17 protein-coding genes and 3 tRNA genes are annotated in these 20,241 nt (G+C 65.3%); 15 read left to right on the forward strand and 5 right to left on the reverse strand.

The features are described 5' to 3' along the window. The first annotated feature begins 41 nt into the window (after positions 1 to 41). The 3 genes from CXQ89_RS04155 (at position 42) to CXQ89_RS04165 (ending at position 3,014) form a co-directional block, all read left to right on the forward strand. Positions 42 to 1,313 carry an MFS transporter gene (locus tag CXQ89_RS04155; RefSeq protein ID WP_104160390.1) on the forward strand — a complete coding sequence of 424 codons (1,272 nt, stop codon included), beginning with the start codon at positions 42 to 44 and terminating at the stop codon, positions 1,311 to 1,313. 63 nt (positions 1,314 to 1,376) lie between these two features. After that, the gene (htpX, locus tag CXQ89_RS04160; RefSeq protein WP_104052868.1) at positions 1,377 to 2,249 is read left to right on the forward strand and encodes a zinc metalloprotease HtpX; all 873 of its coding nucleotides are present in this window, start codon (positions 1,377 to 1,379) and stop codon (positions 2,247 to 2,249) included. A gap of 66 nt (positions 2,250 to 2,315) precedes the next feature. After that, positions 2,316 to 3,014 (forward strand): histidine phosphatase family protein, encoded by a 699-nt coding sequence (locus CXQ89_RS04165; protein ID WP_104160391.1) that lies wholly within the window; start codon positions 2,316 to 2,318, stop codon positions 3,012 to 3,014. A gap of 262 nt (positions 3,015 to 3,276) precedes the next feature. Here CXQ89_RS04165 and CXQ89_RS04170 read toward each other — a convergent pair whose 3' ends face one another. Continuing rightward, the gene (locus tag CXQ89_RS04170) at positions 3,277 to 3,768 is read right to left on the reverse strand and encodes a YajQ family cyclic di-GMP-binding protein (protein WP_104052863.1); all 492 of its coding nucleotides are present in this window, start codon (positions 3,766 to 3,768) and stop codon (positions 3,277 to 3,279) included. 127 nt (positions 3,769 to 3,895) lie between these two features. On the opposite strand from CXQ89_RS04170, the gene CXQ89_RS04175 reads away from it, so the two are divergent. The 5 genes from CXQ89_RS04175 (at position 3,896) to CXQ89_RS04195 (ending at position 8,394) form a co-directional block, all read left to right on the forward strand. Continuing rightward, on the forward strand, positions 3,896 to 4,252 hold the full coding sequence (locus CXQ89_RS04175) for a hypothetical protein (RefSeq protein WP_146067194.1): 357 nt from the start codon (positions 3,896 to 3,898) through the stop codon (positions 4,250 to 4,252). A 136-nt stretch (positions 4,253 to 4,388) separates the two neighbouring features. Then, positions 4,389 to 4,470: transfer RNA gene (locus tag CXQ89_RS04180), tRNA-Tyr, on the forward strand. 139 nt (positions 4,471 to 4,609) lie between these two features. Further along, on the forward strand, positions 4,610 to 5,008 hold the full coding sequence (gene trxA / locus CXQ89_RS04185) for a thioredoxin (RefSeq protein WP_104052859.1): 399 nt from the start codon (positions 4,610 to 4,612) through the stop codon (positions 5,006 to 5,008). Positions 5,009 to 5,282: 274 nt separating this feature from the next. Then, complete coding sequence (gene fdhA, locus CXQ89_RS04190; protein ID WP_104160393.1) at positions 5,283 to 6,509, forward strand: formaldehyde dehydrogenase, glutathione-independent; 1,227 nt, start codon at positions 5,283 to 5,285, stop codon at positions 6,507 to 6,509. A gap of 283 nt (positions 6,510 to 6,792) precedes the next feature. Continuing rightward, complete coding sequence (locus CXQ89_RS04195) at positions 6,793 to 8,394, forward strand: ammonium transporter (protein WP_104160394.1); 1,602 nt, start codon at positions 6,793 to 6,795, stop codon at positions 8,392 to 8,394. Positions 8,395 to 8,449: 55 nt separating this feature from the next. On the opposite strand, the gene CXQ89_RS04200 is transcribed toward CXQ89_RS04195, so the two are convergent. Continuing rightward, positions 8,450 to 9,445: a DNA-3-methyladenine glycosylase gene (locus CXQ89_RS04200; RefSeq protein ID WP_104160395.1), complete on the reverse strand. Its 996-nt coding sequence runs from the start codon at positions 9,443 to 9,445 to the stop codon at positions 8,450 to 8,452. A gap of 125 nt (positions 9,446 to 9,570) precedes the next feature. Here CXQ89_RS04200 and CXQ89_RS04205 point away from each other — a divergent pair, with 125 nt between their 5' ends. Continuing rightward, positions 9,571 to 10,950, forward strand: a complete 1,380-nt coding sequence (locus tag CXQ89_RS04205; RefSeq protein ID WP_104160396.1) for a cystathionine beta-synthase — start codon at positions 9,571 to 9,573, stop codon at positions 10,948 to 10,950. A gap of 32 nt (positions 10,951 to 10,982) precedes the next feature. Beyond that, entirely contained in the window at positions 10,983 to 12,131 is a 1,149-nt protein-coding gene (locus CXQ89_RS04210; protein WP_104160397.1) for a cystathionine gamma-synthase, read from the forward strand. A 13-nt stretch (positions 12,132 to 12,144) separates the two neighbouring features. Here CXQ89_RS04210 and CXQ89_RS04215 read toward each other — a convergent pair whose 3' ends face one another. Beyond that, on the reverse strand, positions 12,145 to 12,561 hold the full coding sequence (locus CXQ89_RS04215) for a hypothetical protein (RefSeq protein WP_146067195.1): 417 nt from the start codon (positions 12,559 to 12,561) through the stop codon (positions 12,145 to 12,147). A 23-nt stretch (positions 12,562 to 12,584) separates the two neighbouring features. Further along, entirely contained in the window at positions 12,585 to 13,766 is a 1,182-nt protein-coding gene (locus tag CXQ89_RS04220; RefSeq protein WP_104052841.1) for an amidohydrolase, read from the reverse strand. A gap of 127 nt (positions 13,767 to 13,893) precedes the next feature. Here CXQ89_RS04220 and CXQ89_RS04225 point away from each other — a divergent pair, with 127 nt between their 5' ends. The 3 genes from CXQ89_RS04225 (at position 13,894) to CXQ89_RS04235 (ending at position 18,250) form a co-directional block, all read left to right on the forward strand. Beyond that, the gene (locus CXQ89_RS04225; RefSeq protein ID WP_237687096.1) at positions 13,894 to 15,192 is read left to right on the forward strand and encodes a glycosyltransferase 87 family protein; all 1,299 of its coding nucleotides are present in this window, start codon (positions 13,894 to 13,896) and stop codon (positions 15,190 to 15,192) included. Between the two features lie 62 nt (positions 15,193 to 15,254). Continuing rightward, complete coding sequence (locus CXQ89_RS04230) at positions 15,255 to 15,929, forward strand: MOSC domain-containing protein (protein ID WP_104160399.1); 675 nt, start codon at positions 15,255 to 15,257, stop codon at positions 15,927 to 15,929. Positions 15,930 to 16,345: 416 nt separating this feature from the next. After that, entirely contained in the window at positions 16,346 to 18,250 is a 1,905-nt protein-coding gene (locus tag CXQ89_RS04235) for a DEAD/DEAH box helicase (RefSeq protein WP_104052836.1), read from the forward strand. Positions 18,251 to 18,419: 169 nt separating this feature from the next. On the opposite strand, the gene CXQ89_RS04240 is transcribed toward CXQ89_RS04235, so the two are convergent. Further along, positions 18,420 to 19,793, reverse strand: a complete 1,374-nt coding sequence (locus CXQ89_RS04240) for a protein kinase (protein ID WP_237688603.1) — start codon at positions 19,791 to 19,793, stop codon at positions 18,420 to 18,422. Between the two features lie 197 nt (positions 19,794 to 19,990). Here CXQ89_RS04240 and CXQ89_RS04245 point away from each other — a divergent pair. Together CXQ89_RS04245 and CXQ89_RS04250 are read left to right on the forward strand one after the other, a co-directional pair. Then, positions 19,991 to 20,062, forward strand: a tRNA-Thr gene (locus CXQ89_RS04245). Positions 20,063 to 20,142: 80 nt separating this feature from the next. After that, a tRNA-Met gene (locus CXQ89_RS04250) sits at positions 20,143 to 20,216 on the forward strand. Positions 20,217 to 20,241 lie beyond the last annotated feature (25 nt).

Genomic DNA, 20,241 nt, shown 5'->3' on the forward strand with positions numbered 1-20,241 from the left:
CCTGTAAGAGGGCCCGGCGGCCTCCGGCTTAGACTGCTCGGGTGCCAAAACTCCTCGCTGACCTGACCCCGCTGCGTGAAAGCCCGGATTTCCGCCGCCTCTGGACCGGAACGGCGCTTTCCGCCGTCGGCACCCAGCTGACGCTGGTGGCCGTCAGCCTGGAGGTCTATTCCCTGACCCAGTCGAGTTTTTATGTGGGACTGCTCGGGTTGGTGGGGCTGGTTCCGCTGGTGCTGGCCGGGCTCTACGGTGGCTCCGTGGTGGATGCGTACGACCGCCGCAAAGTGGCCCTGTTCTCCTCCGTTCTGCTGTGGCTGTCCACGATCGGCATTGCCGCCCAGGCATGGGCGGGACTGGGCAACATTTGGCTGCTCTATGCCCTGGTGGCAGTCAACGCCGGTGCCGGCGGGCTAAACCATCCCGCACGCAGCGCCATCATTCCGAGGCTGGTGCGGCCCGAGCTGCTGCCGGCCGCCAATGCCCTCAGCATGATCACCTTCGGCCTGGCCATGACCATCGGCCCCCTGCTGGCCGGTGTCCTGGTGGCCAGGGTCGGTTACGGCTGGACCTACACCGTCGACGTCGTCACCTTCACCGCCGCAATGTGGGCGGTGTACCGGCTGGACCCGATGCCGCCCGTTGGTGAGGTACAGAAGGCCGGCCTGAAATCGGTGCTGGAGGGCTTCCGCTTCCTGGCGACCCGGCCCAACATCCGCATGACCTTCCTGGTGGACCTTGCCGCCATGGTCATGGCCCAGCCCCGGGCACTGCTGCCCGCCATCGGAGCCGTGCTGCTGGGCGGGGGAGCCACAACGGTGGGGGTGCTGCTGGCAGCCACCGCCGTGGGCGCTTTCCTCGCCGGTCTCTTTTCCGGGCCACTCGGCGCGGTGCGGAGGCAGGGGCTGGCGGTGCTGTGGTCGGTGGTGGCGTGGGGCCTGTCCGTGTCCGCGTTCGGTGTGGTGGTGGTGATGGCCGGACGGAACGACGGCGCCGAACCCACCGCATGGCTCATCCCGGCTGCCATCGCCATGGCGTGTGCGGGCATCGCCGATTCCGTCAGCGGAGTCTTCCGTTCCACGATCCTGCAGTCCGCGACGCCGGACGCCATGCGCGGGCGGCTGCAGGGGGTGTTCGTGGTGGTGGTGGCCGGAGGCCCGCGCCTGGGTGACCTGGTGGCCGGCGTCGACGCCTCCTTCCTGGGTGAAGGATGGGCAGCGGTTATCGGTGGCCTGGTCTGCGTGGTCCTGGTGGGAGTGCTGGCCCGGAGCCAGCCGCGTTTCGCCCGGTACGACGCCCGGCACCCCGGGCCCTAGCGGAACAGACGCGCCCCGTGAAACGTTGATATCGGTGAATCCACTGACGAAAGGACCACCTAAGTGCATCAACACTTCAACGGACTGAAGACCGCCGCGTTGTTCGGTGTGCTCTTCGCCGTGCTGCTGGGCATAGGCGCCCTGCTTTCCAGCGGAACCGGCAGCTCCTCGTTCATCTGGATCTTCCTGTTCATCGGGCTGGCCACCACCGCATACAGCTACTGGAACAGTGACAAGCTTGCCATCCGCGCCATGCGGGCCATTCCCGTCACCGAACAGCAGGCTCCTCAGATGTACCGCATCGTGCGGGAGCTCTCGGCCCGCGCCGGTCAGCCGATGCCCAAGCTCTACATTTCACCCACCATGGCACCCAACGCGTTTGCCACCGGCCGCAACCCGCAGCATGCGGCTGTCTGCTGCACCGAGGGCATTTTGACGCTGCTCGACGAGCGGGAGCTGCGCGGAGTGCTGGGCCACGAGCTCATGCACGTCTACAACCGGGACATCCTGACATCCTCGGTGGCGGCCGCCATCGCCGGCGTCATTACCTCACTGGGGCAGTTCCTGCTGTTCTTCGGTGGCGGTGACCGCCGCAACGCCAACCCGCTGGCCATGATCGCGATGGCTGTTCTGGCCCCGTTCGCCGCGTCGCTGATCCAGATGGCGATTGGCCGGACGAGGGAATACGACGCCGACGAAGATGGCGCCAAGCTCACCGACGATCCGTTGGCGCTCGCCTCCGCACTGCGCAAGCTCGAAAGCGGAACCCAGCGTGCACCGCTGCCGAACAATGACCAGCGGTTGGTCAACACCTCGCACCTGATGATCGCCAACCCCTTCCGGAACGGCGTCCGCGGGCTGATGGCCACCCACCCGCCCATGGCCGACCGCATCCGCCGGCTGGAAAACATGGCCGGACGTCCGCTCGGATCCTGACCGCTGCTCTCGTCCTCGCCGGCCGGCACCAATGCCGGCCGGCGGACGAAGGGTAGGCTCTCAGGCATGCGCCTCATTCTTGTCCGCCACGGCCAGACTCCCTCCAATGAGCACCATTTCCTGGACACTGATGTCCCCGGTCCGGGGTTGACGGAGCTGGGCCTTGCCCAGGCAGCAGCGTTGCCGGAAGTCCTGGGCCATGAGCCCATCGACGGCATCTTTGCCTCCAACCTGGTCCGGACCCAGCTCACTGCTGATCCGTTGGCCGCAGCTCTGGGCCTGCCCGTGGAGGTTCGCCCAGGGCTGCGGGAGATCTCTGCCGGCGATCTGGAAATGCGCAATGACCGCGACGCCGTCATTGCCTACCTCAAAACCGTCTACAGCTGGGTTCGGGGAGATCTGGGAGTGCACATGCCAGGCGGACCCGACGGCCATGAAACCTTCGCGCGGTTTGACGCAGTGATCGAAGAATTACAGTCAGCCGGACTGAAAAACCCTGTGGTGGTCAGCCACGGCGCCATGATCCGCGCCTGGTGCACAGCCCGGGCGGAGAATGTGGAGCCCGACTTCATCGTGGAGAACGCGCTGAGCAACACCGGCGTGGCTGTGATGGACCGGGTCGACGGCGACGGCGACGGCGCCGGCGACGGCCAAGGCACGAAGGGCTCATGGAAGCTGCTCACCTGGATGGGTGAGGCAGTGGGCGGCAGCGCCCTGCGGGACTACGGCGAGGACGGTCCCGCCGGCGAAGATGTGAAGCTCTAGGCACGAACCGGGGCGCAGGCAATCCTTCGCACAGATAAAGGGGTTCTCCGGAGCTGATGAGCCCTTTATCTGTACTAGCGACTTATCTGTACCAGCGCCAGAGGCGGCGTCTGATCAGGCGGGACCCCCCGGATCTGCCCGACTGAACAGGTGCTGCAGGGAGATGCCCGGACAAGGCGACGGCGCCGCACCCCACCAAGGGGAGCGGCGCCGTCGTCGTACTTGCGCTGGATAACCGGCTGCCGCGGCAGCCGCAGAAGGCCTAGCGGAAGTTGATGAACTGCAGGTCCACGTCCACGTCGGCACCCTTGAGTAGTGCCATCGTCGCCTGCAGGTCGTCGCGGGACTTGGATGTCACGCGCAGCTCGTCGCCCTGGATTCGGGAGTTCACGCCCTTGGGGCCTTCGTCGCGGATGATCTTGTTGATCTTCTTGGCCTGGTCCTGGGCGATGCCTTCCTTCATGGAGGCTTCAATCCGGTACTCCTTGCCGGAGGCAAACGGCTCGCCGGCATCCAGGGACTTCAGGGAAATGCCGCGACGGACCAGCTTGGACTGCAGGACGTCGAGTACCGCCATGACGCGTTCCTCGGAGTTGGCCTTCATGAGGATCTTCTCGCCGCTGAAGTCCACCTCGGCGCCGACACCCTTGAAGTCGTAGCGCTGGGACAGTTCCTTCTGCGCCTGGTTCATGGCGTTGGCAACTTCCTGTTTGTCGATCTTGCTCACAACATCAAATGATGACTCGCTGGCCATGTGCGCTCCTTGCAGTAGTTTTTCTCCTGCATCCAGCCTAGTAGGTCCGGGCATCCGTGGCAGCCCTCACAGGCTGCACCCAGCATTTGCCGGGATGGGTCCCATCTTTCCGGGCGACAGTATTGGGGTGAACAACACCGCCAACCCTCCGTCCGATCCCCGTCATCGACGAAGCCAGATGGGCAAACTCCGCACCGCCGCGGCAGGATCCGTGCTGGCTGCGGTTTCCATCACTGGTGTGGGAGCCGCCGCGGCCCCCGCGCAGGCATCGGAGCTGCGGTCATTCCTGACACCGGTGGAAGGGCTGGGTGCAGCGGTCGCCGGCGCCGAGGAGACAGTCTCCGCTCCCCACGCGTCAGCGGAGCGCCGGTTGCTGGGCATCCGGGAAGACCTGGCCAACGCCGTCGCGTGGGGTGCCGTGACGCGGGCGCAGGCCGATGTGTTCTACGCCCAGATGCAGTCACGGATTGCCCGCGGGCTCTAGTCCGGACTGCCTTCAGGGCGGGGCAGGAAGCAATTCACGCCGCCGATTCGTATCTTGGGCAAAAGTTCTGTAAAGTTGTTTAGGCCGCAGTCGCTTGCGGCAGTCTTCCGCGAAGATGTTGATCGCGAAGATGTTCGGCAGATTACCCGAGCGGCCAAAGGGGGCTGACTGTAAATCAGCTGGCAACGCCTTCACTGGTTCGAATCCAGTATCTGCCACCGAACGGGAAGAGCCCGCTCCGCCAGGAAACTGGCCGGGGCGGGTTTTTTCTTGCCCGGGGCACGGCCCCGCATTGCCGCCTTCACCGCTGAGCGAACAACTGCAGACATCTCCGCATCCCCCGGATAGCGTTGAAGGATGGCAACTATCGACATCACTGAGGCAACGTTCCCCGAGACCATTGAGGAAAACGACATTGTGTTCGTGGACTTCTGGGCGGACTGGTGCGGCCCCTGCAAGCAGTTCGCACCGGTGTACGACGCCGTGTCCCAGAAGCATGACGACATCACCTTCGCGAAGGTGGACACCGAAAAAGAGCAGGGCCTGGCGGCTGCTGCCGGCATCACCTCCATCCCTACGCTGATGGCTTTCCGCGAAAAGGTCCTGGTCTTCTCGCAGCCCGGCGCGCTCAACGCTTCCCAGTTCAGTGAACTGGTGGATGCGGTCAAGGGACTGGACATGAAGGCTGTCCACGAGCAGATCGCGGCCCAGGAAAGCGGGCAGGCAGCAGCAGGGTCAGACGGACAGGCCAACTAGCCGTTCACATTCGCCGCTACCGATGAGCGGCACAGGCTTCGCACACTGCGGGGGTCCCCTCAACGGGGACCTCCGCGGTGTGCGTTAAGCGCGTCGTATCAGGCAGCACCGGTTGCGCCGCGGCCGGGGTTACTCTGGCGCCGGCCGCTGTCCCGGTCTAGGGTCTAGGCATCCCGCGGCGGCACCGGCTCCGGCAAACGGTGTACATCCAAACGGCGTACATCGGTGAAGCCCGGGCCCGTATCAACGACGATAAGGCGAGGCGAAGAATCCTATGAGCTCAAACCGCGGAGTTGCCTACATAGAACCCGGTGTCGTGGAAGTGCAGGACATCGACTATCCAACCTTTGAACTCCGGGACGGACCCGGAGTCAATCCCGCCAATGTGGGGCGCAAGGTGCCCCACGGGGCAATCCTGAAGGTGGTCACCTCCAATATCTGCGGATCGGACCAGCACATGGTCCGCGGCCGCACCACCGCTCCTCCCAACCTGATCCTGGGACATGAGATCACCGGAGAAATCGTGGAAACCGGCCCTGACGTGGAATTCCATTCCGTGGGGGATTTGGTGTCGGTGCCCTTCAACATTTCCTGCGGACGCTGCAAGAACTGTAAGGAGCGGAAAACGGGCATCTGCCTGAACGTGAATCCGGACCGTCCGGGCAGCGCCTACGGGTACGTGGACATGGGCGGTTGGGTGGGAGGCCAATCCGAATACGTGCTCGTTCCGTATGCGGACTGGAATCTGCTGCGGTTTCCGGACAAGGACCAGGCAATGGAGAAGATCCTTGACCTGACCATGCTCTCGGACATTTTTCCCACCGGCTATCACGGGGCGGTCACCGCGGGGGTCGGTGTCGGATCCACCGTCTACATCGCCGGTGCCGGTCCGGTGGGCCTGGCCGCGGCGGCCGGAGCGCAACTGCTGGGAGCCGCCGTCGTTATTGTCGGTGACCTGAACAAGGACCGCCTGGCACAGGCCCGCAGCTTTGGCTGCGAAACGGTGGATGTGTCCCTGGGAGACCCCAAGGACCAGATTGAACAGCTCCTGGGCGTCCCCGAAGTGGACTGTGCCGTGGACGCGGTCGGGTTCGAGGCACGCGGCCACGGCCATGGTTCGTCCACAGAGGCGCCGGCCACGGTGCTGAATTCATTGATGGACATCACGGCCGCAGGCGGTGCCCTGGGCATTCCCGGGCTATATGTCACCGGCGATCCGGGCGGAGTGGATGAGGCGGCGCAGAAGGGCTCCCTGAGCCTCGATCTGGGAACCGGCTGGGCTAAGTCATTGGCCTTCACCACGGGCCAGTGCCCGGTGATGAAGTACAACCGGGAGTTGATGATGGCGATCCTGCATGACAAGGTCCAGATCGCCAAGGCTGTCAACGCCACGCCCATCAGCCTGGACCAGGCTCCGGAGTCCTACCGTGAATTCGACTCCGGGGTGGCGCGCAAATACGTCATCGATCCGCACGGCATGGTGGGCGCCCGGGCGTCCTGACCGCAGCGCGGGGGCAGTTCAAGGGCCGGAACCGGAAACGGTTTCGGCCCTTTGGCTGCGTGCAGGGACCTGTCCTCTTCTTATGGGTTTGGCCGCGGAAGTAAGCTCGTAGCTCCGGTGGACCGCGCTGGCTGCGGCGCGCCGGACGCACCATTCACCTGAAGCAGAGCCGGAACGGGGACGTCATGCCCACTTGCAAGCTTGCTGCTCGATACACCTTCCACGGTCAATCCATACCCCGGGACAAGCGGGGCCGGGGAATCTTCCCGCAGGACGGCCGGCCGTGAACGGCGCGGATACCGCCTGGGTACTGATCTGCGCAGGCCTGGTGCTGTTCATGATTCCAGGGCTGGCACTGTTCTACGGCGGCATGGTTCCGGTCCGCAACGTCCTGACCATGATGATGCAGAACATCATCCCGCTGGGCATCATCACCGTCACCTGGGTGCTGGTGGGCTACACCCTGGCGTTCAGCAACCAGGGGAACTCCCTGGTGGGGGAGTTCGACGCGTTTGCCCTGATCGACGTGGACACCCCCCAGTTCCACACTGTGGCGGCGGGGGTAACCATCCCCGCGCTCGCCTTTGTCGCCTACCAAATGATGTTTGCCATCATCACCCCGGCGCTGCTGACGGGGGCGACGGCGGGACGGCTGAAGTTCGCCGGCTGGACCGTTTTTCTGGCCGCATGGTCCATCCTCGTCTATCCGCAGGTGGCCCGCTGGCTCTGGCATCCCAAGGGATGGCTGACTCAGCTCGGCGCCCAGGACTGGGCCGGAGGAATGGTGGTGCACGCCTCGGCCGGAGCCGCCGCCGTCGCCGTGCTCCTGGTTGTAGGCCGACGCCGCGGCTGGCCCAACCTCAAGACTTCGCCCAACAACCTGCCGCTCATGCTGGTGGGCGGCGGCATCCTGTGGTTCGGCTGGTTTGGGTTCAACGCCGGCGACGGGCTCCAGGCCAACGACATCGCGGCCCAGGCCCTGATGAACACACACGTGGCGGGCGGTGCCGCCATGCTGACCTGGCTGCTGGTGGAACGCCTGACCAGCGGCCACTCCACCCTGGTGGGCGCGGTTTCCGGGGGTGTCGCCGGCTTGGCCACCATAACCCCCTGCGCCGGCTTTGTCAGCACCGGCGGAGCACTGCTGATTGGCCTGATTGCCGGCTGCGTCTGCTGCTTCGCGGTGGGGCTCAAGCACGTGCTGCGCTATGACGATGCCCTGGACGTCATCGCCGTCCACTTTATCGGCGGCGTCCTGGGATCCTTCCTGCTGGGCTTCTTCGCGGACAGCTCCGTGAATGCAACCAGCGACGACGGACTGTTCAACGGAGGCGGCGGGCTGCTGCTCTGGCACCAAGTGGTTGCCATTGTGTGCGTGGTCCTGTTTTCCTTCATCCTGAGCTGGATAATTGCCGCGATCATCAGCCGCACCATGGGGCTGCGCGAGCCCGGCCCGGAACAGGACGACCTGGACCAGATCCAGCAGGGCGCCTCAGCCTACGCGCTCAGCGGGATCACCTCACGGCCCACCACCAGAGGACGGGGCTCCGACATGACCTCGACAACCGGAGACGGCGCTCAAAGCCCTTCCAGCGCCCCCGGCTATTTGATCAGCGCGGTCGTCAACACCGATCGTATCGATGGCCTCCGCGATGCCCTGTTGCTGGCCGGGGCCAGATCCCTGGAACTGGCAGACTCCGCGGTGTACTCGGACAGGGTGCGTACGGAAAACTTCCGCGGCGACCAACGGAAAATGGACTTCGAGGATCGGCTGCGCGCACAGGTGGCCGTTGACCGCGAGCACGAGGAGGCGGTGGTGGCAGTGCTGAAGCGCTTTGGGGCCGAGCCGTCGTCCATCTACCGGTTGGCGATCACCCCCTATTAGCCCTTCGCAGGCGGGGCAGGTCTTGGCAGCGACGGGACAGAGAGAAATCCGTGCCCTAACGGCCGCGGTGGTCCTCCGGGGCCAGCCGCGGCCCGAAGGCCTGCTTCCGGAAGCCGCTTAGCACCAGCAGCCGCACGAGCCGCTGCCGGTGGCCCCGCCAGGGCTCCAGCAGCTCCAGCATCCCGGCGTCGTCCGTCCGGCGCCCGGTCAGCGCTTCACCCACGAACGCTGCCAGGTGGTAGTCGCCCACGGAGACTGAGTCCGGAGCGCCGTGCGTGCGCTGCGTGATCTCCGCGGCGCTCCAGGGGCCGATGCCGGGAAGCGAACACAACCGCTCCGTCAGGTCCGTGCCGAGCGGAACCCCGGACAGCCGTTCCAGGCCGGAGGCAGCCGCGCAGGCCCGCAGAATGGTGCCGGACCGGTGGAAATCCACCCGGGCACGGTGCCACTCCCAGCTCGGAACCCGGCGCCAGGTTTCGGCGCCGGGCGGAACTTTCAAGCCGGCGGGTGCCGGGCCCGGAGCATCGGCACCGTATTTGGTCACCAGATACCGCCACGCGTAATAGGCCTCCATGGCGGTGACCCTCTGTTCCAGGATGACGGGAACAATGCTGTCCAGCATCCGGCCGGTGCTGGGCAGCCGCAGTCCGGGGTTCCGGCGCCGGGTTTCCGCCACTGCGGCGGGGAGGGAAGCGGCGAAGTCGGGGTCATCAAAGGCCGTCCAGTCATCACGTTCCCCGAGCAGACCCGGAACGCCAGCCAGCGCCGCCTCGGCGCCCGGCCCCCAGGCCCGGGCCAGCACACGGGCGCCCGGTGCCGGTGCGGGCTGCTCGCTGAGTGCCAGCGTGGCGTTCCCTTCCGGCGTCGAAAAGGCCAGCCACGCAACCCCGGGGCCAATCCGCACCGACGGATCTTTTCTGCCGTGGGCCAGAATGCCCAGCGTCTGGGTCAGGCTCAACGGCCGGTCCGATTCCCAGAGGATGGAGAGCGGCCCGGCTCCGGAGCAGGCGCCGGGTTCCCCAGCGGCGGACACCGGTACGGAGAAGGACATATCTCCATGGTGGCACGCACCGCTGACAGCTCAGGGCCGGGGAGGGGGCCGGGCGGTGTGGCTTTTGCTACGCCGGGTTCCGGGGAAGGCTGGACCCGTGGAACCGAACAAGTAACGTGTTGCACATGAAGTTTGCAGATACTGTCCTGGACCTGATCGGCAAGACCCCGCTGGTGAAGCTGCACCACGTTACCGATGGCATCGCGGCCACGGTGCTCGTGAAGCTGGAATACCTGAATCCGGGCGGATCCATCAAAGACCGCATCGCGGTCCGGATGATCGAGGCTGCTGAACGGGAAGGCAAGCTGAAGCCCGGCGGCACCATCATCGAGCCCACCAGCGGAAACACCGGCGTCGGCCTGGCACTGGTGGCACAGCAAAAGGGTTACCGCTGCATCTTCGTCACGCCGGACAAGGTGGGGGTGGAAAAACGCGATGTGCTTCGCGCGTATGGCGCCGAAGTGGTGGTGACACCCACCGCCGTCGCACCCGACAGCCCCGACTCCTACTACGGAGTCTCCGACCGCCTGGTCCGGGAAATCCCCGGCGCCTATAAGCCGGACCAGTTCTCTAACCCCTCCGCCCCGGAAAGCCACTATGAGTCAACGGGCCCGGAGATCTGGGCGGACACCGACGGCACGGTGACCCACTTCGTGGCCGGCGCCGGCACGGGCGGCACCATCACGGGCACCGGCCGCTACCTCAAGGACATCTCCGCCGACCGTCCAACCGGCCCGGTGCGCATCATTGCCGCCGATCCGGAGGGCTCGGTCTACTCCGGCGGCACGGGACGTCCCTACTTCGTGGAGGGCGTAGGCGAGGACATGTGGCCGGGCAACTATGACCCGTCCGTTCCGGACGAGGTGATTCCCGTGAACGATGCGGAGTCCTTCGCCATGACCCGCCGGCTCGCCCGGGAGGAAGGCCTGCTGGTAGGAGGCTCCTCCGGCATGGCAGTAGTGGCGGCCCTGCGCGCTGCCCGCGACCTGGGCCCCGACGACGTAGTGGTGGTGGTGCTGCCGGACAGCGGCCGCGGCTACATGGGCAAGATCTTCAACGATGAGTGGATGCGCTCCTACGGTTTCCTGCAGGGCCCGGAGCAGGAAGCCGCCGTCCGCGACGTGCTGGCCACCAAGGACGCCTCGCTGCCGGACCTGGTGCACACCCATCCCAACGAGACGGTCCTGGACGTCATCAACATCCTGAACGAGTACGGTGTCTCGTGCATTCCGGTCCTGTCGCAGGAACCGCCGGTGCGCATCGGCGAGGTCCTCGGATCAGTGGACGAGCGCTCGCTGACGGAGAAGCTGTTCCGCGGCGAGGCCAAGCCCACTGACAGCATCAGGGACCACATGGGACCGCAGCTGGCGATGGTCGGCGCCGGGGACTCCGTGGCTGCCGCTAAGGAAAAACTGCAGGAGAACGACGCCGTCATGGTCACCTCAGAGGGCGCGCCGGTGGGAATACTCACGCGGCATGACCTGCTGTCCTACATGAGCGTCTAACCGACATCCATCCTGAAGCAAGGGAGCAAACCATGAGCGAAGGCTTCAACACCCGCGCCATCCACGCGGGCCAAACCCCGGACCCCACCACCGGTGCGGTCATTCCGCCGCTATACCAAAGCACCACCTACGCCCAGGACGGCATTGGCGGACTGCGCAACGGCTACGAATACGGCCGCGGCACCAACCCCACCCGCGATGCGCTGCAGGACCAGCTGGCCGCACTGGAGGGCGGCGCCCACGCGTACTCCTTCAGTTCCGGCCTGGCCGCGGAGGACGCCCTGATCCGCGCCCTCCTGGCCCCCGGAGACCACATTGTGCTCGGCAACGACGCCTACGGCGGCACCTACCGATTGATCAACAAGGTTCTCTCCGCGTGGGGCATCACCAACGCTGCGGTGGACATGTCCGACGTCGGCGCCCTCACCCGGGCCATCGCCGCCGGCAACACCAAAATGGTGTGGCTGGAAACGCCGTCGAACCCCATGATGAAGATTTCCGACATTGCCGCTGTCGCCCAGGCCGCGCACGACGCCGGGGCCTGGCTGGTTGTCGACAACACCTTCGCTTCCCCGTACCTTCAGCAGCCGCTGGCACTGGGCGCGGACATTGTGGTGCACTCCACCACCAAGTACATCGGCGGGCATTCCGACGCCGTTGGCGGCGCGGTCATCCTGAACGACGACGCCGCCGCCGAGAAGATCGGCTTCATCCAGTTTGCGGTCGGCGCGGTGTCCGCTCCGATGGAAGCCTGGCTGACCACGCGCGGACTGAAGACCCTGGGTGTGCGGATGGACCGGCATTCGTCCAACGCCATGGCGGTCGCCAAGTGGCTGCGGGACCAGCCCGCCGTCGAAAACGTGCTCTATCCGGGGCTGGAAGACCACCCCGGACACGACCTGGCCAAGGCCCAGATGAAGGACTTCGGCGGAATGGTCTCAGTGTCCTTCAAGGGCGGCGAGGCCGCGGCCAGGAAGGTGGCCGAATCCACCCGTGTGTTCACGCTGGCGGAGTCGCTGGGCGGGGTCGAGTCGCTGATGAATTATCCGTCGGAAATGACGCACGCATCAGTCAAGGGCACCGAGCTTGCCGTTCCGGAGAACCTGCTGCGGCTTTCCGTGGGCATCGAGGATCTCGAAGACCTGATCGCGGACCTGCAGCAGGCACTGGACCAGTTGTAGGAAACCTGCAGCCTTAAGGCCGCCGCCGGCCCAGGAGCCGGCGGCGGGCCTTGGGATCTCGTTCCTGGAAGAACCTGCTGCTTTGCGGCAGCCACAGCAGCAGCACACACAGCAGCAGGACGGCGCCGAGGGCGACCAGCGCCGGGCCGCGGAACAGCAGCGGTATCCCGAGAATCATGCCCACGGTGGTGAGTGTCTCGCGTGCGCTGCGTTTCCCGGTCCGCAGGCGCAGCGCATAAAACCCCATCACCACCGCCACAGCCAGGGTCACCAGCCCCAAACTGGTGAGTGCGGCGCCGTCGCGGTGCTGGGTCTGGGCTGACGTGATGAAGGAAATCCCGGCCACGGCCACGAGAACGGCCGCCGCCAGCCAGGCTCCGAAAGCGGCCCGGATGATCTTGGGCAGAGGAGTGCGGGGACTGTTCGTCACGGGGCTGCGGTCTGCGGGTCTGGTCACTGGCGGCCGGCCACTACGGGCGTCCGGGTCTGGGTGTCATAGCGGTAGACCTCGCGTCCGCCGATCCACACGGTCAGCGCCCGCTGCATGACATCGAGCGGATCTCCGCTCCAGAGCACAACATCGGCGTCCTTGCCCGGCTCAAGCGAACCGATGCGGTCTGCCAGGCCCAGGACCTTGGCGGGATTGATGGTGACCGAACGCAGGGCTGTCTCGGGATCCAGTCCTTCCTTCACCGCCAGGGCTGCCTGATAGATCAGGAAGTTGATCGGCACCACCGGATGGTCGGTGATGATGGAGATTTCCACGCCCGCTGCGGCCAGCTTGCCCGGGTTTTCCATGCTCCGCTGGCGCAGCTCCACCTTGGAACGGGTAGTAAACAGGGGTCCGATCAGCACCGGCACCCCGCGCTCGGCCAGGACGTCTGCCAGCAGGTGGGCCTCGGTGCCGTGGTCCAGGACCAGGTCATAGCCGAACTCGTCGGCCAGCCGCAGGGCCGTGCCGATATCGTCGGCGCGGTGGGCGTGCTGGCGCCACGGGATTTCCCGGCGCAGTACCATGGCGAGGGCTTCGAGCTGGGGGTCGCGGTCGTCGTCGTCGTTCTTTCCCATGTGGTTCTGCGCATCCATGAACGCCTTGCGGATCACCAGCGCCGTGCCCAGCCGGGTGGACGGAGTCTGCTTCTTGTCGCTGTACACGCGCTTGGGATTCTCACCGAGGGCGGACTTCAGGCCGCTGGGGGAGCGGAGGACCATTTCCTCCACATACCGCCCGTGCGTGTGCAGGGCCACGGCCAGACCGCCAATGGGGTTGCCCGAACCGGGGTTGATGTTCACTGCGGTGACCCCTCCGGCGAGCGCATCATCGAAACCCAGATCGTGCGGGTTGACGCCGTCGATGGCGCGGACCCCGGCCATCACCGGGTCCGTCATTTCATTCGTGTCGTTGCCGGCCCAGCCTTCGCCCTCTTCATGCACGCCGAGGTGGGTGTGCGCGTCGACCAGGCCCGGCAGCAGCCACTGGCCGCCGGCATCGATGACCTGCGCTCCCTCCGGAACGGTGACGTCCGGGCCAAGCTCCCGAATCCTGCCGTCTTCCAGCACCACCGTGCCGTCGAACGGCGGCGCAGTGACGGGAACAACGCGGGCATTAACGATGGCCAAAAGCGGTGCGGACATGAGCAACCTTCCAATGATGGATTGACTGCGCCCAGCCTATCCTGTGCCCCGGACAGTTCACCGATGCGCGGCCCCCGGTAGACTTGCGAGCGTTAATATCTCGGTTGGCTGTAGTGCAGGGAGAATCATGGGCCTGAAGACCCGATCCGGAATGGCCCGGCTGGCAGTAACTCTGGCGGCGCTGTTCGCTGCGGCACTCATGATCACTGCAGCCTTTGTGATTTCCCCCCGGCACGGGCTGGATTTCAGCGTCTACCTGACCGGTGGACAGAGCGTGATCGACGCCGGAGGCGAGCTCTACACCAAGGAACTGCGGTACCGCGAGGGCAGCAGCCTCCTGTTCACGTATCCGCCTTTTTCGGCGCTCCTGTTCGCCGTTCTGGCGCCGTTCGGGCAGAGCCTCGGACTCAACATTTTCACCGGCATCTCGCTGCTGATCGCCGCAGCCACTGCCGTGTTGGGTGTTGCCTACGCCTTCCGGCAGCCGGGAGTGCGCGCCGTCCTCAAGCACCAGTGGCTGCGTCCGCTGGCGCTGGCCGGCATTGGCTTCGTGATCCTGCTGGGACCCTGGCGGGAAACCCTGGCGTTCGGGCAAATCAACATTCTGCTGTTCGGGCTGATCATGGCGGACTTCCTGATTAAGCGGGACACCTGGCCCACGGGACTGCTGACCGGCGTCGCTGCCGGCTTGAAGCTCACGCCGCTGGTGTTCGGCCTGTATTACCTGGCGCGCGGAGACTGGCGCGGCCTGCGGAACATGACCTTTGGCTTCCTGGCCACCTTTGGGCTTGGCTTCTTGATCCTGCCGCGGGAATCACGCACCTATTGGGCCGAGCTGCTGCCCGACACCTCCCGGATTGGCGGGGCCGGATATGTGGACAACCTGGGTATCAAGGGCGCCATCCTGCATTTCACCGGACCGGATTTCCCCGTGGACCTGCCCTGGCTGCTGCTGTCCCTGCTGATGATTGCTGCGGCGGCCGTGATCATCCGGCTCGCCGGCAACCGCGGAGACCTGATCACTGCCCTGGCTGCAACCGCGCTCCTCATGCTGCTGATCTCACCGGTCTCCTGGTCCCACCACTGGGTGTGGGCGGCCCTCTTCATCCCGGTCCTCTGGCGGAACATCGCGGACTTTACGCAGCAGGGAACAGGGGTTCACCGCTGGGGCATGGTCCTGCTGGTCTCATCCTTTGTGGTTTTCCTGCTCTCACCCAAGGCCATTGGCTGGCTCATGGGGGCACCAAACCTTGATTCCCAAATACCCGAGGCATGGCTCATGGCCTCCAGCGTCGGTGTCTTCTGGGGAGTGGGCCTGATGGCCTGGTGGCTCGTCGCGCTGTGGAAGAGCCGCCCGCAGCGTTGGTGGAAACAGTCCGTTTCGGAACAGATCCCGCTGGCTCCCGTGAAGAACGTTCAGCCGTAGTTTCCGGTCACTGCCCGCCGAGTGTCAGGCGGAACACAAACCAGCCTCGTAGAATCATCCGCATGACCCCGGGAACCCTGCTGGCCGTGTGCCGCGTCCACGAACTGCTGCCCACCACCGATTCCACCGGCGTGACGGCAATCGACAAGCGTCCCGTCGTCGGGCCCGTGAAGGTTCACGGTCTCGGTTTGAGCGGGGACATTCAGGCCAGCCGCAAGCACCACGGCGGGGAATCCAAGGCCGTTTACGCCTATTCGCAGGACGACGCCGACTACTGGGCAGGCGAACTGGGCGCGGACATTCCTCCGGGCCTTTTCGGGGAAAACCTGCGGATTGCCGGCCTTCCGGTATCCGAGGCCGTGATCGGTGAGCGCTGGCAGATCGGGGACCGGACCATCCTGGAAGTGACCTGTCCCCGCACGCCGTGCCGGAATTTTGCCCAGCGGATGGAGCAGCCCGGCTGGGTGAAGCGGTTCGCGGCGGCCGGCCGGGTAGGAACCTATTTGCGCGTTGTCCGCAACGGGGCCATCAGCGCAGGAGACCCGGTGACTGTTATCCGGCGTCCGGAACACGGGGTGACCTCCGGCGATGTTTTCCGCGGGCTCAGTCCGGCACAGGCAGGGCTGCTGGCCGACGCGGAGGCTGAAGGGGGACTGGTGCTGTCCCCGGAAATCAAGAAGGTCCTGCGCACCCTGGAATCACGGCAGTCCCGGGAAACCGCGGCCGCCGCCCAATAAACCCAAAAGATCAAGCGAACTCCGGAAAACGCCGTCAAACCAGCAAAATCGAGAGCCGGGAGACCGGCCAAAACAGCTGATTATGGGCCCGTGTGCCCAAGCTCACCGGCAACTGTGGACGGGCCACCCCCGGCATGCCGTACACTTGAAACATCCCCCACTCCGGTATTCCCTTATTCTCCTACGGTTTCTGACCGTTAGGTACGTTGTGTTGGGGCTCGCGTTTTCGAATGCGGGCAGATTCATCTTTTTGGGAGCGCCGGCAAAGAAATCGTCACACCGGCCACGCCTCACAATCCAGTGAAATTGGCCTACAGCTGTGACGGAAAGTCCTGCCATGGGATTGCAACAGCGCCGGACTTACGTCCTGCGGCCGATATTGGCCGCGCGGTCCCAATGAATGAGGATTATTTCTTTTGCTTGACACTGTAGAAAACACTGACACCGCAGCAACCGCCGCTCCCGAAGCAGCTGAAGAGAACCAGGTTCTCTTCACCGATTTCGGTCTTGATGCCCGCGTTCTGCAGGCCCTGGTTGACGTCGGCTACGAAAAGCCGTCCCCCATCCAGGCAGCCACCATCCCCCTCCTGCTTGAAGGCCGCGACGTCGTCGGCCTGGCGCAGACCGGTACCGGCAAGACTGCCGCGTTTGCTGTTCCCGCCCTGTCCCTGATGGCCGGCCTGCCCGCCACCAAGGACACCCAGATCCTGGTGCTGGCGCCGACCCGCGAACTGGCCCTCCAGTCCGCTGAAGCCTTCGCTTCCTACGCCAAGCACATGGACAACTTCACCGTCCTGCCCGTCTACGGCGGCTCCGCTTACGGCCCCCAGCTGGCCGGCCTGCGCCGCGGCGCCCAGGTTGTTGTCGGTACCCCGGGACGCGTCATCGACCACATCTCCAAGGGTTCCCTGGACCTGTCCAACCTGCAGTACCTGGTTCTGGACGAGGCTGACGAAATGCTCCGCATGGGCTTCGCCGAAGACGTTGAGCAGATCCTGGCGACCACGCCCGCCGACAAGCAGGTGGCACTGTTCTCCGCCACCATGCCCGGCGCCATCCGCAAGATCGCCAAGAAGTACCTGAACAACCCGGCGGAAATCACGGTCAAGTCCAAGACGACCACCGGTGCGAACACCCGCCAGCGCTACGTGCAGGTCATGGGCCCGCACAAGCTGGACGCCATGACCCGCATCCTGGAAAGCGAAGACTACGACGGCGTTATCGCCTTCGTCCGCACCAAGATGGCCACCGAGGACCTGGCTGACAAGCTCAAGGCCCGCGGTTACCTGGCCGCAGCAATCAACGGTGACATCCCGCAGCAGCAGCGCGAGCGCACCGTCGAGGCCCTGCGCAGCGGCAAGATCGACATCCTGGTTGCCACCGACGTCGCCGCCCGCGGCCTTGACGTTGAGCGCATCAGCCATGTCATCAACTACGACATTCCGCACGACACGGAGTCCTACGTCCACCGCATCGGCCGCACCGGCCGTGCAGGACGCACCGGCGACGCGATCCTCTTCATGACTCCGCGCGAGAAGTACCTGCTGCGGGCCATCGAAAAGGCCACCCGCCAGCCCGTTGAGCACATGCAGCTTCCGAGCATCGACATTGTGAACAACAAGCGCCTGGCGAAGTTCTCCGAGCAGATCACCGAAACCCTGGCGTCCGAAGACGTTTCGGTGTTCCGCGACCTGGTCACGACCTACCTGGCTGACCACGACGTCACCGCCGAGGAAGTTGCCGCTGCACTGGCCGTCATGGCACAGGGCGGCCGCCCGCTGCTGATGGAAGAAATTCCCCAGGCTCCGGCCCGCCAGCGTGAGCGCTCCGAAGGCCGCAACGACGGCAACGGATCCCGCGGCCCGACACGCCCGCTGACCGAAGGCAATGCAACGTACCGCATCGCTGTCGGCCGCCGCCAGCGCGTCATGCCCGGCTCCATCGTTGGCGCCATTGCCAACGAAGGCGGACTGTCCTCCGCACAGATCGGCGGCATCGATATCCGCGCCGACCACACGCTCGTTGAGCTCCCGGCTGACCTCAGCCAGGACCAGCTGCGCGCTCTGTCCCGCACCCGCATTGGCGGCGAGCTGATCCACCTCGAGCTGGACAACGGCCGCAAGCCGGCCCGCGAACGCGAAAGCGGCGGCTTCAATGACCGCGGCGACCGCGGCGGCTTCAAGAAGGACTTCAAGAAGCGCGACGGCGAGCGCAGCTTCGGCGACCGCAGCGGCAGCGACCGCGGCGGCTTCAAGAAGCGCGACGGCGACCGCGGCGGCTTCAAGCCGGCCGGTACCCGCGCACCGCGTTTCCGCGACTAAGCACCGGGCTTTTTGGAGGGGCAGCGCCGAGAGGCGCGGCCGCTCTGAGATAAGTTACTGACGCACAGGAAAGGCACCTCCGAATTATCGGAGGTGCCTTTCCTTTTCTGCGTGTGGAAGTCTCTCGGGAGTCCGGGGAGTCCGGTGCGTTACGGCCCGGTCATGCAGTTCAGGAGACCAGCGTGCGCTGGCTCTCCAGCCGCAGTTCCAAGTCATTCATGACGATGGCGGCCAAGTCCTCGAGAGTCTGAACATCGTTTTCCGTGAATTCCCGTGGCTCCCGGTCCAAGACGCACAGGGTGCCCAGGTTGTAGCCGTCGCGGGTCTGCAGCGGCACCCCGGCGTAGAACTGCATCCCAAACTCGCCGGCCACCAGGGGATTGGCCAGAGTCCGCGGATCCACCCGCGCGTCGGACACCACCCAGGCATCGTCCTGCAGGATTGCCGAGGCGCACAGTCCCGGGTCCCGGCCGATCTGCTTGACGTCAGTTCCGTGGTGGGACTTGAACCAGATCCGGTCCGTGTCCACCACACTCACTATCGCCACCGGGACGGAGAACAGCCGTGCAGCCAGGGCCGTGATGCGGTCAAAGGCACCGTCCGGGGGAGTGTCCAGCAGGTTGTAGCGCCGCACAGCTGCGATGCGCTCGGCTTCGTCGGCCGGAATCAGCGGCAGGCTCATCCGGTGGCGGGCGCGGGGTGCCACCGCAAGTTCATACAGGGCGAGGGAAGCCTCGTGGGCGGACGGGCGGTCACAGGGCTTTAGAGCCGTCATGGCGGTCAGCAGGCTCCGGAACCCATCCTCGAGGTCCTCGGGGATGGCAGGGGTGCGCAGGAGGCGTGCCACAGCACTCTCCAGGGCGGGCCCCGGGTAGGCAGGTACGCCGGTGAGGCACTGCAGGAGCACCAGGCCCAGCGAGTAGATGTCCGATTCCGTGCCTACCGCCTCGCCGCGGGCCTGCTCCGGGCTCATGTACGCAGCGGTGCCGGTGAAGGTGCCGTTCTGCGGCTGCGGCTCCCGGGCAATCAACGCCACGCCGAAATCGGTGAGCTTGGCGCGGAGGCGGGCGTCGTCACCGCGGTAGTCAAAGAGCATGATGTTGGCCGGTTTGACGTCCCGGTGCACCACGTGGGCGCGATGCATGTAATCCAGACCCACCGCGAGGTCATAGCCCAGTTGGGCCACCTTGCGGGGAGCCAGCGGTCCGTCCTGAAGCCGCAGCCGCAGATCCGCACCCTCCACCAGTTCCATCACCAGGTACACCTGCTGGATACCGGGAGCGGCGAGATGTGTCCCGGCGTCGAGCAGAGTCACGAGACTGTGGTGGTTCAGCCGTGCCAGGATCTTCGCCTCGGCGTCGGCCTGCTCTTGTTCTTCTGCCGTGGCAGCCGAAGTCCGGACCACCTTCACGGCTACGTCGCGGCCCAGGAATTCATCCCGGGCGCGGTAAACGGTGCCCATGGAGCCGGCACCGATTTGTTGCTCCAAACGGTAGCGACCGCCCAACAGGGCACCGTCCGGGTGCTGCGGTGAATCTGTCACTATGCCTACTTTCTCGTCCCCTAAGCATACTGACTATTGGCGGAAAACCCTCCTTCGGGGCACCGCTTCCAGGCGGAGCGGCGGGCTCGGGAAGCTGCCGATTTCCCCGCAGCTCAGAGTGGCCCGGATCACTTTATCTGTGCGGTTTTTGCCCGATTTCATGTTCTCGAAAACTACTGGTAAAGTATTTACTCGTTGCCCCGATAGCTCAGTGGTAGAGCGCCATCTTGGTAAGATGGAGGTCCCGGGATCGATTCCCGGTCGGGGCTCTCAATGGGAGGGCCCGTGTTGCTAAGGCTGTTTGTTTTTGCAGAGGCCAATTTAGGGACGCGGGCTTCACTCATTTAGTGGCGGTGTAGCTCAGTTGGTTAGAGCGCACGACTCATAATCGTGAGGTCGGGAGATCGAGCCTCCCCACCGCTACAGACTAAAACCCCCGGTTTTCCGG

It is taken from the genome of Arthrobacter sp. ZGTC212 (genome assembly GCF_002929255.1).
GTDB lineage: Bacteria > Actinomycetota > Actinomycetes > Actinomycetales > Micrococcaceae > Arthrobacter_B > Arthrobacter_B sunyaminii.

What these genes read in the sequence shown, in the direction of transcription:
- CXQ89_RS04165 (WP_104160391.1), top strand. Translation starts at nt 2,316, where the DNA reads ATGCGCCTCATTCTTGTCCGCCACGGCCAGACTCCCTCCAATGAGCAC.
- CXQ89_RS04170 (WP_104052863.1), bottom strand. Translation starts at nt 3,768, where the DNA reads ATGGCCAGCGAGTCATCATTTGATGTTGTGAGCAAGATCGACAAACAG.
- trxA (WP_104052859.1), top strand. Translation starts at nt 4,610, where the DNA reads ATGGCAACTATCGACATCACTGAGGCAACGTTCCCCGAGACCATTGAG.
- fdhA (WP_104160393.1), top strand. Translation starts at nt 5,283, where the DNA reads ATGAGCTCAAACCGCGGAGTTGCCTACATAGAACCCGGTGTCGTGGAA.
- CXQ89_RS04200 (WP_104160395.1), bottom strand. Translation starts at nt 9,445, where the DNA reads ATGTCCTTCTCCGTACCGGTGTCCGCCGCTGGGGAACCCGGCGCCTGC.
- CXQ89_RS04205 (WP_104160396.1), top strand. Translation starts at nt 9,571, where the DNA reads ATGAAGTTTGCAGATACTGTCCTGGACCTGATCGGCAAGACCCCGCTG.
- CXQ89_RS04210 (WP_104160397.1), top strand. Translation starts at nt 10,983, where the DNA reads ATGAGCGAAGGCTTCAACACCCGCGCCATCCACGCGGGCCAAACCCCG.
- CXQ89_RS04220 (WP_104052841.1), bottom strand. Translation starts at nt 13,766, where the DNA reads ATGTCCGCACCGCTTTTGGCCATCGTTAATGCCCGCGTTGTTCCCGTC.
- CXQ89_RS04225 (WP_237687096.1), top strand. Translation starts at nt 13,894, where the DNA reads ATGGGCCTGAAGACCCGATCCGGAATGGCCCGGCTGGCAGTAACTCTG.
- CXQ89_RS04230 (WP_104160399.1), top strand. Translation starts at nt 15,255, where the DNA reads ATGACCCCGGGAACCCTGCTGGCCGTGTGCCGCGTCCACGAACTGCTG.